A 13,777-nucleotide genomic window follows, 5' to 3' on the forward strand; every position below is an offset into this window, starting at 1 on the left:
CCTTTTTTGTAAACACAATTATTTCAATTCAAAACTGTCTAAAAACTTCGTATTAAAATCACCCGCACGGAAGCGTTCGTTTTGCATCAATTGCAAATGAAACGGTATCGTTGTTTTTACTCCTTCTATTACATATTCACTTAAAGCCCTGTACATCGTATCAATCGCTTCATTTCTTGTACGGGCAATGGTAATGAGCTTACCGATCATAGAATCATAATACGGGGGAATGGTATAACCGGCATATACATGGCTATCCACCCGCACGCCATGTCCACCGGGCTGGTGCAAGGTTGTAATTCTTCCAGGCGAAGGACGAAAATCATTGTAGGGATCTTCTGCATTGATCCTGCACTCGATGGAATGCATTTGCGGGAAATAATCATTGCCTGAAATGCGTTCGCCGCCGGCAATTTTTATTTGTTCTTTGATCAGGTCAAAGTTGATCACTTCTTCGGTTACGCAATGTTCTACCTGGATACGGGTATTCATTTCCATAAAATAGAAATTGCGATGCTTGTCCACGAGGAATTCAATAGTTCCAACGCTTTCATAATTGATGGCACCGGCAGCTTTTTTAGCCGCCTCCCCCATTTGCATTCTTAGCTCATCGGTCATAAAGGGCGAAGGTGATTCCTCTACGAGCTTTTGATGCCTGCGCTGAATAGAACAATCTCTTTCACTCATATGGCAAACAGTACCGTATTGATCGCCAGCTACCTGTATTTCGATATGCCGCGGCTCTTCAACAAATTTCTCCATGTAAATGCCGTCATTCTTAAATGAAGCAGCGGCTTCGGCCTTAGCTGTATCATAGGCCTTTTCCATTTCGCTTTCTTCCCAAACAATCCGCATTCCTTTACCACCACCACCGGCAGTCGCTTTTAAAATGATCGGATAGCCCATATTCCTTGCCAGTCCTTTTGCTTCATCAAGGCTTTGCAACAGGCCTTCGCCACCGGGAACTACAGGTACACCGGCTTTGATCATCGTTTCTTTAGCCGTTATCTTATCGCCCATGCTGTTGATCATATCAGGCGTTGGACCAATAAATTTTATCCCATGGTCATTACAAATACCCGCAAACTTTGCGTTTTCAGCCAAAAAACCGTAACCTGGGTGTATGGCGTCGGCATTGGTGATTTCGACTGCCGCCATTAAATGAGGAATATTGAGGTACGAATCACTGCTTTGAGGTTTTCCGATACAAACAGCTTCATCGGCAAACTTTACATGCAAGCTGTCGCGGTCGGCAGTGGAATAAACGGCTACCGTTTTTATACCCATCTCACGACAGGTTCTTATAATACGGAGAGCAATTTCTCCCCTGTTAGCAATTAATATTTTTTTGAACATGGATTTAATTTGAAACTCCCGAATCAAGTCCGGGACTGGTTTGAAAATGTGTTGATTTGAAAATCAAAAACTCAATTAAAGTGAAAATGAAATATTAATTCATTTTCAAATTCTCAAATTGACTTATTTTCAAATTATGCCGGGTCTACCAGGAAAAGAGGTTGATCATACTCCACTGGCGAAGCATCCTCTACCAATACTTTTACTATTTTACCGCTTATCTCACTTTCAATTTCATTGAACAGCTTCATCGCTTCTATTATACAAACCACTTTACCTTTTGTTACCTCATCACCCGGTTCAACAAAATTGGGCTTGTCAGGCGCTGCTTTGCGATAAAATGTTCCAATCATAGGACTCTTGATCGTTACCAGATTGGTTGCTGGTGTTTCTGCCTTTGGTTTTTCGGCTGAAGAAGCAGCGGCAGGTATAGAAATGGGCTGTTGTGGAGCTGCAATTGCCTGGTGTGTGGGTGGTGCGAAAGATGTGGAGGATGGAGATGATAGTACTTGTGTAATATGTTCTTCTTTCTGTTTTATGGTCACTTTAAAATCCTTTTGCTCAATAGTCAACTCGCCAATATTTGATTTGTTGATCATTTTGATCAATTCCTGGATTTGTTTGAAGTCCATGTTTTTCAATTTAATAGACAATTTAATTAGTAAGAAAATGGAGGGCTAAGGTAAGGAAATCAAAATCAGATAATCAAGATTTTTTTGGGCATTTTGGCCAAAAATGGGTCAAATTCAATCAAAAATGGCCTAAAATCGGGGGATTTCGGGCCATTTTCTACATATTTCGCTGTCGCAAAAAATTACTCTTTTACTCTTTCCAGGTATTCGCCTGTTTTAGTATTTATTCTGATGAATTCTCCTTCATTCACAAATAAAGGAACATTGACGGTAGCGCCGGTTTCAACAGTAGCGGGTTTTAATGTACGGGTTGCTGTGTCACCCCTTAATCCTGGCTCTGTGTAAGTAACCTGCATAACAATTTTATCAGGAAGTTCCACACTCATCGGAAGTTCCGTCTCTGTATTGATGAGGAGAGAAACAGTCTGACCTTCTTTTAAAAACTGGGGAGCGTCAACCAGGTTTTCCTGGACAGCAACCTGTTCAAAGGTTTCAGTATCCATAAAATTATAACCAGTGTCGTCCCTATATAAAAACTGGTAATCCTTTCTTTCAACACGTACCGGGTAAATGGTATCGCCAGAGTTCCAGGTTTTTTCGATGGTACGATTGTTATCCACGCCTTTCAGCTTTGCCCATACTTTAGCAGCGGCACGGGCTGTTTTGTTTTCACCAAATTCCACCACAGAATATAAGCTGCCATCTAATTTGATGATAAGGCCACGGCTGATGTCTGCTGTACTTGCCATAAAAATTTGAAAATTTGAAAATATACTAATTTGAAAATGACCCCTGATCGCAAAAGCTCCACAAGGCGGCGGCAAAGATAGGGAAATGTGGAAATGTGGAAATATGACAATATGCTAATTTGAAAATACCGTAACCTGGCGTGACAATGATTTTGATCAAAGTATTTGAGCCGGGGCATTGCAACTATCAGCTTTGGTTGCATTCTTCAGCGTTCCGTCACGATGCGGCAGAGCCGATCGTAATACCGACATTTATCGTCCGCATGCAATAATTCGACATTGCCGAAGTGGTTTATTAAATTCAACCCTTTCTTAATCAAAAAAGATAGGAGGCTTCGCCACCCATCTTTTATTAGCCTATTAACATTGATCCTTTTTCTTTCCGGGTAATACATTTTGTATATCCCAGGGAGCTGGCACGTGTTTCTCACTATAGTTGATCGCTGAAGTAATTGGAATTGTAATTTCAATTACTCCATTTTTTCCTTTTTCACCATATTTCTTTTCGGCACTCTTTCCTTTCAGCACATCAATCGACTGAATTTTGGTTGGATCGATTAACTCAACAGCTTCTTTGGATGATTCCTGTCCATTGATATAATAAAGCATGTTATCCATATCGGCATCAATCCGCCGTATTTCTAATTCAGCGCCAGGCTTCCTGTCTGTTTGCTTCTTAGAAGTAATAATGATAACACCATTTCTTCCTTTATCCCCATACTCTTTAACCGACTCCGCGTCTTTCAATACAGTCAGACTCTCAATTTTCTGGGGGTCAATAATATTCATATCCAGCTTACCCGGCCATTCTACTTTATCAACAATTACCAGGGGTTTACTATCCTTATTTTTGAGATTTCTGATATTCATTGTCGACTCAATGGGGCCATCAAAAGAATTATCAGGCTGAACTTTGACAGAGGGAATTTCTCCATATAAATTCCGGTAATAGGCTTCATTCGAGTTCCATTCTGTCAGCAATAATTCCCTGAGCAGTTTTTGCTCTTTATTCTTAATCACAACCATACAATTACCATTGTTATCCTTAATATCAATGATATATCCTTTCGGATTAGAATAAGGTTTCTTTGATATTTCTATTTTCTTTTCAACAGAACCGTATGGTTTTGGCAATTTCCCATATACCGATTCAAACTTTTTCATGTCAGCGGAAGTGTAAGAAGAAATCCTTCCATTTTTCAGGTAGACCTCGACTCCCCCATCTGCTTTCCATCGCAACAAATTGACATTAGAGTTTCTTTTAAAAAACTGTCGGTGATCGTCATTCATACCGTCATCACGATGAAGAGAATAAGACATCCCAGGCTCTGCCATAACAACTTTTCCTTTAGGAATAGTGTCCAAAAATGACGGACTGATATTGATAGTGGCTTTTTCAGACTTAAGTATACTTCGAAACGATAAAAGCAGGATGGCCAAAAGAGGCAAAATGAAAAGAAACTTCACCATATGTATCCTGGCTGTTTTCATTTTATTCATCATAATTATTCTTTTTTTAAGTGAAGAAAAATTGAATTGACTGGCAATACTGAAATGGTTATTGCCGATGACTTTTAACAAGAGGTATTGATAGCGTTTTTTATCCATCCCCTTTTCTAACACTTTGCTATCAGCAATAAACTCCAGGTTTTGCCGGATCGCTTTCCTGATCAGCCAGGCAAAAGGATTATACCAATTAAGTATGCATAGAACTTCCGCCCATATAATATCGGCTGTATGCCGCTGTTTTACATGAACGAATTCATGCTTTATTATTTCTTTTAGTTCAACCTCAGTATGCAGATGCTGGTTGATAAATATGGAATTACCAAATGAAAACGGAATAATGTTTTTGTTAACCTGGTAAAATCTTATCTCCTCATCTGTGATTAGCCTGGCGTTTTTCACCATTCGTTTGAAAGACACTAGCTGAATACACAAACGCAGCAACATGACCAGGCACCCTGCCGCAATTATAGCCAAAAGCCAATTCCAGGTTGACCAGTTGTTTGGATTCGTCAACACGGATGTTGGAGTTGGCGTGGTAAGCTTTTCAATCGCTGGAAAAAATAACAGGATATCATGCCCCTCCATTTCACTCTTCTCCAATATAGGAGAGATATTGATAGCTGCAACTACAAAACATAAGACCGAGTAGCCAAACAAGTACCAACGGTTGTGATTATAAAAAGTCAGCTGCCGAAGTATCAGCTGGTAAAACAAATACATGATCGCAAAACTTACGGAAAGTTTTATGATGTATTGAAACAGTATTGGCATATAATTTTCGTTTAAGCCCGTTATTAGTTCCTACTTCTTTTTTTCGATAAGGTCAATAATTTCTTTTAACTCTTTTGCTGAAAGCTTTTTTTGTTCTATAAAAAAATTGACCAGCTCTTTGTAGGAGTTATCGAAATACTCTTTCACCACATTGCCCATAAATTTCTTCTTATAGTCAGCTTCAGAAATGACCGGCTTATATAAGTAGGCATTACCTACCAGCCTGCCGGACAGGTATCCTTTCTTTTCAAGATTTTTGATGACAGAAGCTACAGTTGTATAGGGTGAAGGTTCATCCATATTTTCCATGAAGGCTTTAACATTGCCTTCTCCTGTACGCCAGACAGCCTGCATTGTTTCTTCTTCAACATGGGTCAATCTTTCCATTTCTACGAAATTTTCGTAAACCTACGAATTTTTCGTAATTGACAAAATCTTTCTTTAAAATTTTTAATTAGCATCCCGCCGGTTATAAAGTTGTTTCTTTGAACAATGAAAAAAATGATCTTCACTATAGTAGCAATAATTATTTATTTGTCAGGCATGGCACAAACCGATTCAGTTCAATTAGCTCCTTACAAACGTTTTCCGTCGGTGCCTCCATTCAAATTATTGCTTACCGATAGCAGCACTCATTTTACAAAAGATGACCTGGCTAAGAAGAAAGCGGTAATGTTTATGTTGTTCAGCCCCGACTGCGATCATTGCAAACATGAGACAGAAGAGATCATCAAAAATATCAATGCTTTTGACAAAGTACAGATCCTAATGGCTACTACTATGCCCTTTGATAAAATGGTGGATTATTACAACAAATATGATCTGAAACGTTTTGACAATATCATTGTAGGAAGAGACCAGGCCTACTTCCTTCCCGTCTTTTACGATATTCATAATTTACCTTTTCTTGCCTTTTACAATAAAAAGAAAGAATTGATTTCGGTATTTCCAGGCGCATTGCCCATTCAGAAAGTGATTGAAGAACTTAAGAAATAGGCCCGTTTCTCCGTCGCGACGGAAAGGCCGCACCCTCGTTTGAGGGGATAGAAAAGAGAAAATGAGGCCTTGCCCCGCTTCAACCAGTTACAAAAACAATCATTCGTACAACGATAGAGTTTAATGTCAAGCATTATCTTTGCCCCGCAAAATAATTTCCTCATTCCATAAATTTTCGCAAATGAAAGTAACTGTTGTAGGTGCCGGAGCTGTAGGGGCTACCTGTGCTGATAACATTGCCCGTAAAGAATTGGCAACAGAATTAGTCTTACTGGATATCAAAGAAGGTATAGCTGAAGGTAAGGCGCAAGACATGATGCAAACCGCCGCCCTTTTGGGTTTTGACACCAAGATCACCGGCTCTACCAATGATTATGCAAAAACAGCCGGCAGTGATGTCGTAGTGATAACTTCCGGGCTTCCCCGCAAACCTGGTATGACGAGGGAAGAGCTAATCGGTGTAAATGCAGGTATTGTAAAAGCAGTTGCTGAAAATATTTTGAAGCATTCTCCCAATGCCATTCTTATCGTGATCAGCAATCCGATGGACACGATGACTTACCTGGCATTACAATCAACTGGTCTTCCTAAAAACAGGATCATTGGTATGGGCGGAACACTTGACAGTGCCAGGTTTAAATACCAGCTTAGCCAACATTTGGGTTGCAGCCCTGCAGACCTGAATGCCGTGGTTGTTGGTGGTCACGGTGATACTACAATGATACCATTGATTCGTTTGGCAACATGGAACTCCGTGCCAGTCACGAAATTTTTAAGTGCTGATCAACAAAAACAGATCGTAGCAGATACCATGGTTGGTGGTGCTACATTGACGAAACTCATCGGTACTTCAGCCTGGTATGCACCCGGAGCTGCCGGAGCAGCATTGGTAGAAGCGATTGTAAGAGATGAAAAGAAATTATTTACCTGCTGCGTTGCACTTGACGGCGAGTATGGTCAAAAAGATATTTGTCTTGGTGTTCCTGTAATCATTGGAAAAAATGGTTGGGAAAAAATTCTCGACTTTGAACTGAATGAAGCAGAACAGGCAGAGTTCAATAAAAGCGCAGAAGCTGTTAGAAACATGAATGACGTGTTGAAGACGCTTTAATAACAAACACTATAAAATAATAGAAACCGGGTAACACCGGTTTTTTTTATTCCAACCGACGTACTTTAATTGACCAATAATTTGATAACCGTGGCGGTATTATCTTTTTTTACAAAGCGGATAAAGTATAATCCCCTGCTCAATTTTTCCACCGAAACGGTATTAATCAAATCGAAAAGAATTTCCTCATGCACTTTCATACCTGCTGTATTATAAACCTGCATTCGCACTTCTTCCGACTGATTGCTGAGAATAGTAACAGGTTCTGCTCGTTCAACAGGATTTGGGAAAACATGAAAATCAGCTTTACCAAGGTAATAGATATTTACCGGTTCGCTATATACTACTCTGCCTCCACTAAGTTCAATTTTTACCCGGTAAATATTGATGCCGTTGATTGGCAAAGCATCGGTGAATGAATAGAAAGTTCCATTGATAAACGTTACGATTTGAGTAGGCTGAAAGTTATCCTGAAAAAACTTTTCCACGGTAATTTGTTGCACCTGGTATATGGAGCCCAACTGCAATTCCAACTGCACTGCATTAACAGATGACGAACCCAAAAAACTTTTTACATAGCAATCCACACCCTGTGTATGATAGTTGATCGCAAAACTTTTGAGAGCAGCCCTACCATTCACCACGGGTGCAACAGAATAATGCATTGCTGTATTCAAATTTTTTCCAAGTACCAGGGTCGTGTCTCTTGTGATCAACATGGATTCCAGGTAACGATCACCCAGTTTATAAACCTGGAAGCTATCCACACTGGCGGGCCTGTTCCAATACAGCAAAAAGGAGTCGGGGCAATTGAAGCCTACAGAAACATTGATTCGATTTGAAATGGTGAAAGTATCGGAAATATATTGTTGCCCTTGAATAGTCATGCGTAGCAAAGCAGTGGCAAAAGTATCCGGTGCCTGCCACTTATAATAACCTGTACCTAAATCAACTGAACTATTGACCTGTTCCCAGGTGCTGCTGTTATTAATACTATATTCCAACACTCCATTCTCATTTTCAAAACTGTTTTCCCAACGCAGCGTATTGGAAGTACCGCTGATTACATTGTCCAGCCTTGATGGCCAGGCCCAAACAAAATTATCCTTCTTCTCAAACTGGAAAGCGACAGCATAAGACTGCGACGCAAGAACGTTAAACCCTCTTATCCTGATAATATAATTTCCTGCACCAGGATTGTCTATTGATACTTGTTCAATATTGTTTAAGCTATCTCTTTTTCTTACTGGCAGCAAGCTCAATGAATCTTTATTCGGGAAATGATTTAGCACCCAGGGTTGCCAAACCTGGTTTGTTGAAAGCTGCACCAATTCCAGGTCAAGATCATTGATCAATGCTTTCGGTGCGTTTGCTGCTGCTGCAGGGTCGTTCCAAACCAGCGTAACCTTCACCGAGCGGGTATTCGCCGGAATAAAAATGTCATGTTCATTTGTTGACCCTGCTGTAATAATATTTTGAAAATAAGTACCGCCAGCTAACTCCTGCATTGCTTTATGTGCATTGACGGAACCATAGCCAGATACAAAATCAATTCCCTTGGTGTGGACGTCATCTGCGCTGTTTAAAAGAATCGCTTTTACCAAGTCGGAGGAAGGAACTGTTCCTTTTAATTGTTTGTAGGCATCCTGTAATACCAATCCGACACCCGATACAATCGCCGTTGCCCCACTGCTCCCGTCTAATGCAAAGGCTGCCAGTTCAGGCTTCACCCTTCCATCGTAGGCAGGTCCTCTCGAACTGGCAGGCAGCACCGTTCCAAAAGAATCAATATGACCGACAGTAAGAATGTTCTTTGCCATCTTGAAACTTCCGGTGAGATTAGCATATCCGGCTATCCCGGCATATTTGCCCGTATTGCTGGTGAGCGTTCCGGAATTACCAGCAGAAAATACGTGCAGCAACGGAGCCCGAACAGAAACGCTTGCGTCATAAGCAGCAGCGTCAGCACCGTAATAGTTTTCTATCTCTGTCCCGTAGGAATGATTTTGCACGGTTATATTGTATTGCTGGTAATAAGCGCCAGGCTCGGGCAATAAATTGGAAAAATTAGTCGAGCTTATTCCGGCGGCCGTCGCAACCCCTTTGCCTTCATAATAAGTATTGCCAGCTCCTGCAATAATTGTTGCCATGATAGTTGCATGGCCACTCAGAGTTGGAGAGGTTGATGACGTAGAAATATATCTTCCTTTAAAATCGATATCAGCTGTATCGGGTTTGTTCTCTTTTACGGAAACCACAAGCGACTGCCCGTTGTAAAAAGGAAATTCACTGTGAACAAGATTGACCTTATTAGCACTCAGATCCAAATTACTAACTGCCACTTCTTCTTTCGGAGCTCTTTGTTGTTCAATAAATAAAACTTCGGGGCGATCAGCTATCTTCTCAACTATATCTTTCCAACTACTCCGAACTACGATTACCCCTGCCTCATCGTATTCGTAAATCGTAGAAATACGGGAAAACATACTCATGAACTCTTTAAATGATTTTTTATCAGATACAGCTATAGTAAAGGTGGAAAAAGCAGAAGTATCCTTTGAGGCGTATCTTTGAAAAAACTTCGGTGAAAATTTTCTAACGTTCTTTTCCCCTATTTGAGAAAATGCTAATGAAAACGTAAAAAGACTAGATAACAATAAAGAGTACTTACAAATAATTGACCATTTTTTTATACCAAGTACAGACTGCATGCCTTTAATTTGCGATCTCTCAAAAGTATTGAATAAAACTCACGACAAAATTTTTATGCCTACCATATTGCTTTATCAAAATGCTTCGTATATTACTAACGCCTGTTTATAGATATCAGGCTTTTTATTTTTCAACCACACACTAAAACCCTAAAACTGTATGAAACTGGTAAAAACTACTACCGCATTACTCTGTGTAATGTCTCTGACTGTTATCTCCTGTAAGAAAAATGTTAAGGATGTTCAGCAAGAAGAGATATCCCAGGAAACTCTCACCAAAATTTACAACCACGGCTTTGGTACCTCTAATGTACAGCGAACTGAAGACGGTTATCTTGTAGAAGGTGACATCATTTTGACAGAAGAATTCTTAAATGGTAAACCTGGTGGCACATTTTTACGCATTGCCAATAATGAGCAGTACCGTACCAACAACCTGGTAACGGCTCTGCCCCGTACTATCAAAGTTGCCCTGGATAACAAACTGGCTGCAAAAGCCGGATACTCTGCGGCGCTTGCTGAAATGGCTAATCGCTATAATGCCCAAAACCTTCAACTTACTTTTTCAGTTGTTAGCTCCGGTGCTGATATCACTTTTGTAAATGCCAATGGTAGCTACCTCGCTTCTGCCGGCTTTCCAACCAGTGGTGGTCAGCCTTATGGCCAGGTAAAAGTAAATTCAAGAGCAATTGGTACAGGTACTTCATCAACCTTCATTAATTACCTGGCTACTATCCTGGCTCATGAAGCAGGTCATTGCATAGGCTTCCGTCATACAGACTATATGGATCGTTCATTTAGCTGCGGCGGTGCAACCGCTAACGAAGGTGCTTCTACGGTAGGTGCTGTACACATTCCCGGAACTCCAACAACAGCTGACGCTGGTAGCTGGATGCTGGCTTGTATCGGCAGTGGCGTTAACCGTCCGTTTAATAACAATGATAAAACAGCATTGGATTATTTATATTAATTCAAAACAAGTTATTTGGAAAAAACTCCGGGCTTACCCGGAGTTTTTTTATTACTTGACTATTCTAAAACAATAACGAAACAACTTGCCTTCAAAATCGAAAGGTGTTGTCGCCCTGGTAATATCTTTTACCGAATCAGTATTGATTTTTTCCTTATCCAAAACAAACCTGCGAAAATTGGTGCTGAAGTAGAGAATGCCTCCATCCTTCAACGTGTGCAAGCAGTCATTAATAAGTGAAGCATGATCTCTTTGTATGTCGAGAAAATCATCCATTCGTTTGCTATTGCTAAAGGTGGGCGGATCCATAATGATCAAATCAAATTGATCTGGCGGCAACTCTTTCAAAAATTGTAATACATCAGCATGAATAAATTTGCCCCCACCTGCAGTGGAAGTATTATTGACCCGGAATCCATTTAATTCAAAATTTCTCTCAGCCCAATTCAGATAGGTTTTGGAAAGATCTACAGTAACCACCTCCGAAGCGCCACCTGCCGCGGCATAAACCGAAAAAGAACCGGTGTAGGCAAACAAGTTTAAAACCTTTTTGTCCTTTGCTTCCTTTTGAATCCGTTCCCTTGTTAATCGATGATCGAGAAACAGGCCGGTGTCAAGGTAATCGCTAAGATTGACAATAAATTTCAATCCATTTTCCTCTACTACAAATTCATGCTGCACAGCATCAAGCTTTTGATACTGCCCCAGTCTGCCGGGCTTACGCTGGCGAAGTTTTAAAAAAATATTTTCCTTTTCTACCGATAAAACATTGCAGATAATTTCCAGGCATTTTTCCATCCATTCATCATGTTCCTCCTCACTCATGCTATGTCTCCGCTTATACTCTGCTATATATAATTTATCACCATAAAACTCGATGCAAAGGGGAAATTCAGGCAAATCATGATCGTACACCCGGTAACAACTTACTCCTATTCGTTTAGCCTGTTTGCCTACATGTTTGAAAACTTTTGTCAGCCTGTTTTTAAACATTTCCAGTTTTTCTTCACTCATATTTCCGCATAATTTTTACGAAATTCGTATTTCTTCTGGTAGCGGCAGGATCAAAGCCGGATATTAATTTATGTATGCAATTGTAGATATAGAAACGACAGGAGGATATGCATCTGCCAACGGTATCACGGAAATTTCTATCCGGGTATTTGATGGCAGCCGCGTGGTACAAAAATTCGAGACATTAGTCAATCCACTTCATTCGATTCCTTACTACATTCAATCAATGACAGGCATTACGAATGAAATGGTAAAAGACGCTCCTCTTTTCAGCGACGTTGCAGAACAGGTCTATGAGATTTTACACGATAAAATTTTTGTTGCCCACAATGTGAACTTTGATTATTCATTTGTCAAAAGCCATCTCGCCGCCAGCAACTTTGCTCTTAATACCAAAAAACTGTGTACCATCAGGCTGAGCCGAAAAATATTTCCTGGTTTTAACTCTTACAGTCTTGGCAATCTTTGTCATTCCCTGGATATACCCATTAACGACCGGCACAGAGCCGGTGGTGATGCAGAAGCTACGGTGAAAGTTTTTCAATTGCTTTTACAAAACGATAAAGAAAAACTGATTGAAAAAAGCCTGCTTCGTAATTCGAAAGAACAGGTGTTGCCGCCCAATGTTCCAAAAGAACATTTTGACCAACTGCCCTACTCTCCCGGGGTCTATTATTTTCACAATGAAAAGGGCAAGGTCATTTATGTGGGTAAGGCGAAAAATATCCGTTATCGTGTCAATAGCCATTTCAGCAATAACTCAGAAAGCAGGCAAAAACAGAATTTTCTAAAGCATACCTATGGTATATCCTATCAACCGTGTGCTACGGAACTAATGGCTCATATATTGGAGTCAACCGAAATAAAAAAGATATGGCCGGCGTTCAACTATTCGCAAAAAAATGCAGAACGGGTTTATGGCATTTTTTTATATGAAGATCAAAAAGGTTATTACCGGCTCGCTATAGAAAAAAATAAAAAGCAGCTCAGGCCTGTTCATACATTTCACTACCTGGTGGATGGTCATTCTATTTTACGCAGGATGATCAGGGAATATAACCTTTGTCCCAAACTGTGCTTCCTTCAAACCACTCATTCGCATTGTGAGGGAATAGAAGAAAATTATTGCTACGGCGCCTGCGAACTAAAGGAGAAGCCAGCAGAATATAACAATCGTGTATTAAAGGCAATCGAATCTTTTGCCGATCAACCAACTTTTGCCATCATCGATAATGGTCTTTCTGCAGAAGATCAGTCCTGCATATTGGTATGCGAAGGGAAATTTTATGGTATGGGTTATATTCCGTCAGACATACAGGTAACCGAACCGGAAATGTTGAAAGATTTGCTGACCCCGTATAAAGAAAACCTTTTTATCCGCAATCTCGTCAATGGTTATGCAGCAAGATTCCCGGAAAAAGTAAGATTATTTTCCCGTGTTATCGTTCAATCAAGCCATTGAAAATTTTCAGCTTTTGGCATTTGAGCCAGCACTGCAGAAACTTCCTGTGGCGGGATCGCTAGTTTTCTTTTGGCAATATCAAGCCATGCGCCATCCACGGTGATGATAGCTGAAACAGTATCAGTATTTTTTATAACTGTATGCCGGATTGACCAACGTGAGTAATCTTTTTTCGAATGGAGAACTTCCAAATTGATCATCACCTTATCGCCTAATCTAATCTCCCGTTTAAATACACACTCCTCACGAAACAATATCGGGCCAATCTGCAATCGTTGCAGTACTTCCGTTGACAACTGATGTTCATCAAAAAAAGCAATGCGGCAAAAAGCCCCCCAGTCATAATAGACTGAATGCCTTAGATGTACATTCGGGTCAAGATCTGCCCATCTTACCTGTATTTCCTTTATAAATTTTCCCATCCTGCTAATATACTTCAACAAGGGTTGAAATTAACAGCTTCATTGCTCAAAATACCATCAGCACCCATTACTTT

The 13,777-nt window shown here is 40.3% G+C and carries 12 protein-coding genes; 4 read left to right on the forward strand and 8 right to left on the reverse strand.

Annotation, left to right across the window (positions count from 1 at the left end; genetic code table 11):
* Nucleotides 1-18 precede the first annotated feature (18 nt).
* The 5 genes from accC to ACFEL9_RS01410 form a co-directional block, all read right to left on the reverse strand.
* On the reverse strand, nt 19-1,356 hold the full coding sequence (accC, locus tag ACFEL9_RS01390; RefSeq protein ID WP_385885454.1) for an acetyl-CoA carboxylase biotin carboxylase subunit: 1,338 nt from the start codon (nt 1,354-1,356) through the stop codon (nt 19-21).
* Between the two features lie 134 nt (nt 1,357-1,490).
* Nucleotides 1,491-1,988, reverse strand: coding sequence for an acetyl-CoA carboxylase biotin carboxyl carrier protein (gene accB, locus ACFEL9_RS01395; RefSeq protein WP_385885456.1), 498 nt, complete (start codon nt 1,986-1,988; stop codon nt 1,491-1,493).
* Nucleotides 1,989-2,170: 182 nt separating this feature from the next.
* Nucleotides 2,171-2,737, reverse strand: coding sequence for an elongation factor P (efp, locus tag ACFEL9_RS01400; protein WP_385885458.1), 567 nt, complete (start codon nt 2,735-2,737; stop codon nt 2,171-2,173).
* 360 nt (nt 2,738-3,097) lie between these two features.
* A complete protein-coding gene (locus ACFEL9_RS01405) occupies nt 3,098-5,017 on the reverse strand; it encodes a M56 family metallopeptidase (protein ID WP_385885460.1) in 1,920 nt (639 codons plus the stop codon).
* A gap of 30 nt (nt 5,018-5,047) precedes the next feature.
* Complete coding sequence (locus ACFEL9_RS01410; protein WP_385885462.1) at nt 5,048-5,404, reverse strand: BlaI/MecI/CopY family transcriptional regulator; 357 nt, start codon at nt 5,402-5,404, stop codon at nt 5,048-5,050.
* A gap of 105 nt (nt 5,405-5,509) precedes the next feature.
* Here ACFEL9_RS01410 and ACFEL9_RS01415 point away from each other — a divergent pair, with 105 nt between their 5' ends.
* Entirely contained in the window at nt 5,510-6,013 is a 504-nt protein-coding gene (locus ACFEL9_RS01415) for a thioredoxin (RefSeq protein ID WP_385885464.1), read from the forward strand.
* 181 nt (nt 6,014-6,194) lie between these two features.
* Complete coding sequence (gene mdh / locus ACFEL9_RS01420) at nt 6,195-7,124, forward strand: malate dehydrogenase (RefSeq protein WP_385885466.1); 930 nt, start codon at nt 6,195-6,197, stop codon at nt 7,122-7,124.
* Nucleotides 7,125-7,189: 65 nt separating this feature from the next.
* Here mdh and ACFEL9_RS01425 read toward each other — a convergent pair whose 3' ends face one another.
* On the reverse strand, nt 7,190-9,616 hold the full coding sequence (locus ACFEL9_RS01425) for a S8 family peptidase (RefSeq protein WP_385885468.1): 2,427 nt from the start codon (nt 9,614-9,616) through the stop codon (nt 7,190-7,192).
* A 379-nt stretch (nt 9,617-9,995) separates the two neighbouring features.
* Between ACFEL9_RS01425 and ACFEL9_RS01430 the strand changes: the two genes are divergently transcribed.
* Complete coding sequence (locus ACFEL9_RS01430; RefSeq protein WP_385885470.1) at nt 9,996-10,805, forward strand: M57 family metalloprotease; 810 nt, start codon at nt 9,996-9,998, stop codon at nt 10,803-10,805.
* Between the two features lie 51 nt (nt 10,806-10,856).
* Here the strand turns inward: ACFEL9_RS01430 and ACFEL9_RS01435 are convergent, their stop codons facing one another.
* Nucleotides 10,857-11,819, reverse strand: coding sequence for a class I SAM-dependent methyltransferase (locus ACFEL9_RS01435; RefSeq protein WP_385885472.1), 963 nt, complete (start codon nt 11,817-11,819; stop codon nt 10,857-10,859).
* A 70-nt stretch (nt 11,820-11,889) separates the two neighbouring features.
* Here ACFEL9_RS01435 and ACFEL9_RS01440 point away from each other — a divergent pair, with 70 nt between their 5' ends.
* The gene (locus ACFEL9_RS01440) at nt 11,890-13,281 is read left to right on the forward strand and encodes an exonuclease domain-containing protein (protein WP_385885474.1); all 1,392 of its coding nucleotides are present in this window, start codon (nt 11,890-11,892) and stop codon (nt 13,279-13,281) included.
* Here ACFEL9_RS01440 and ACFEL9_RS01445 read toward each other — a convergent pair.
* The gene (locus ACFEL9_RS01445; protein WP_385885476.1) at nt 13,266-13,724 is read right to left on the reverse strand and encodes an acyl-CoA thioesterase; all 459 of its coding nucleotides are present in this window, start codon (nt 13,722-13,724) and stop codon (nt 13,266-13,268) included. The genes ACFEL9_RS01440 and ACFEL9_RS01445 overlap by 16 nt on opposite strands.
* Nucleotides 13,725-13,777: the final 53 nt, after the last annotated feature.

This window comes from Terrimonas alba (assembly GCF_042434975.1).
GTDB classification, from domain to species: Bacteria; Bacteroidota; Bacteroidia; order Chitinophagales; family Chitinophagaceae; genus Terrimonas_B; species Terrimonas_B alba.

Bases quoted from the DNA above. Each gene is read 5' to 3' on its own strand.
- ACFEL9_RS01405 (WP_385885460.1), bottom strand. From the start codon at position 5,017: ATGCCAATACTGTTTCAATACATCATAAAACTTTCCGTAAGTTTTGCG.
- accC (WP_385885454.1), bottom strand. From the start codon at position 1,356: ATGTTCAAAAAAATATTAATTGCTAACAGGGGAGAAATTGCTCTCCGT.
- ACFEL9_RS01410 (WP_385885462.1), bottom strand. From the start codon at position 5,404: ATGGAAAGATTGACCCATGTTGAAGAAGAAACAATGCAGGCTGTCTGG.
- accB (WP_385885456.1), bottom strand. From the start codon at position 1,988: ATGGACTTCAAACAAATCCAGGAATTGATCAAAATGATCAACAAATCA.
- efp (WP_385885458.1), bottom strand. From the start codon at position 2,737: ATGGCAAGTACAGCAGACATCAGCCGTGGCCTTATCATCAAATTAGAT.
- ACFEL9_RS01440 (WP_385885474.1), top strand. From the start codon at position 11,890: ATGTATGCAATTGTAGATATAGAAACGACAGGAGGATATGCATCTGCC.
- ACFEL9_RS01435 (WP_385885472.1), bottom strand. From the start codon at position 11,819: ATGAGTGAAGAAAAACTGGAAATGTTTAAAAACAGGCTGACAAAAGTT.
- ACFEL9_RS01425 (WP_385885468.1), bottom strand. From the start codon at position 9,616: ATGAGTATGTTTTCCCGTATTTCTACGATTTACGAATACGATGAGGCA.
- ACFEL9_RS01415 (WP_385885464.1), top strand. From the start codon at position 5,510: ATGAAAAAAATGATCTTCACTATAGTAGCAATAATTATTTATTTGTCA.
- mdh (WP_385885466.1), top strand. From the start codon at position 6,195: ATGAAAGTAACTGTTGTAGGTGCCGGAGCTGTAGGGGCTACCTGTGCT.
- ACFEL9_RS01430 (WP_385885470.1), top strand. From the start codon at position 9,996: ATGAAACTGGTAAAAACTACTACCGCATTACTCTGTGTAATGTCTCTG.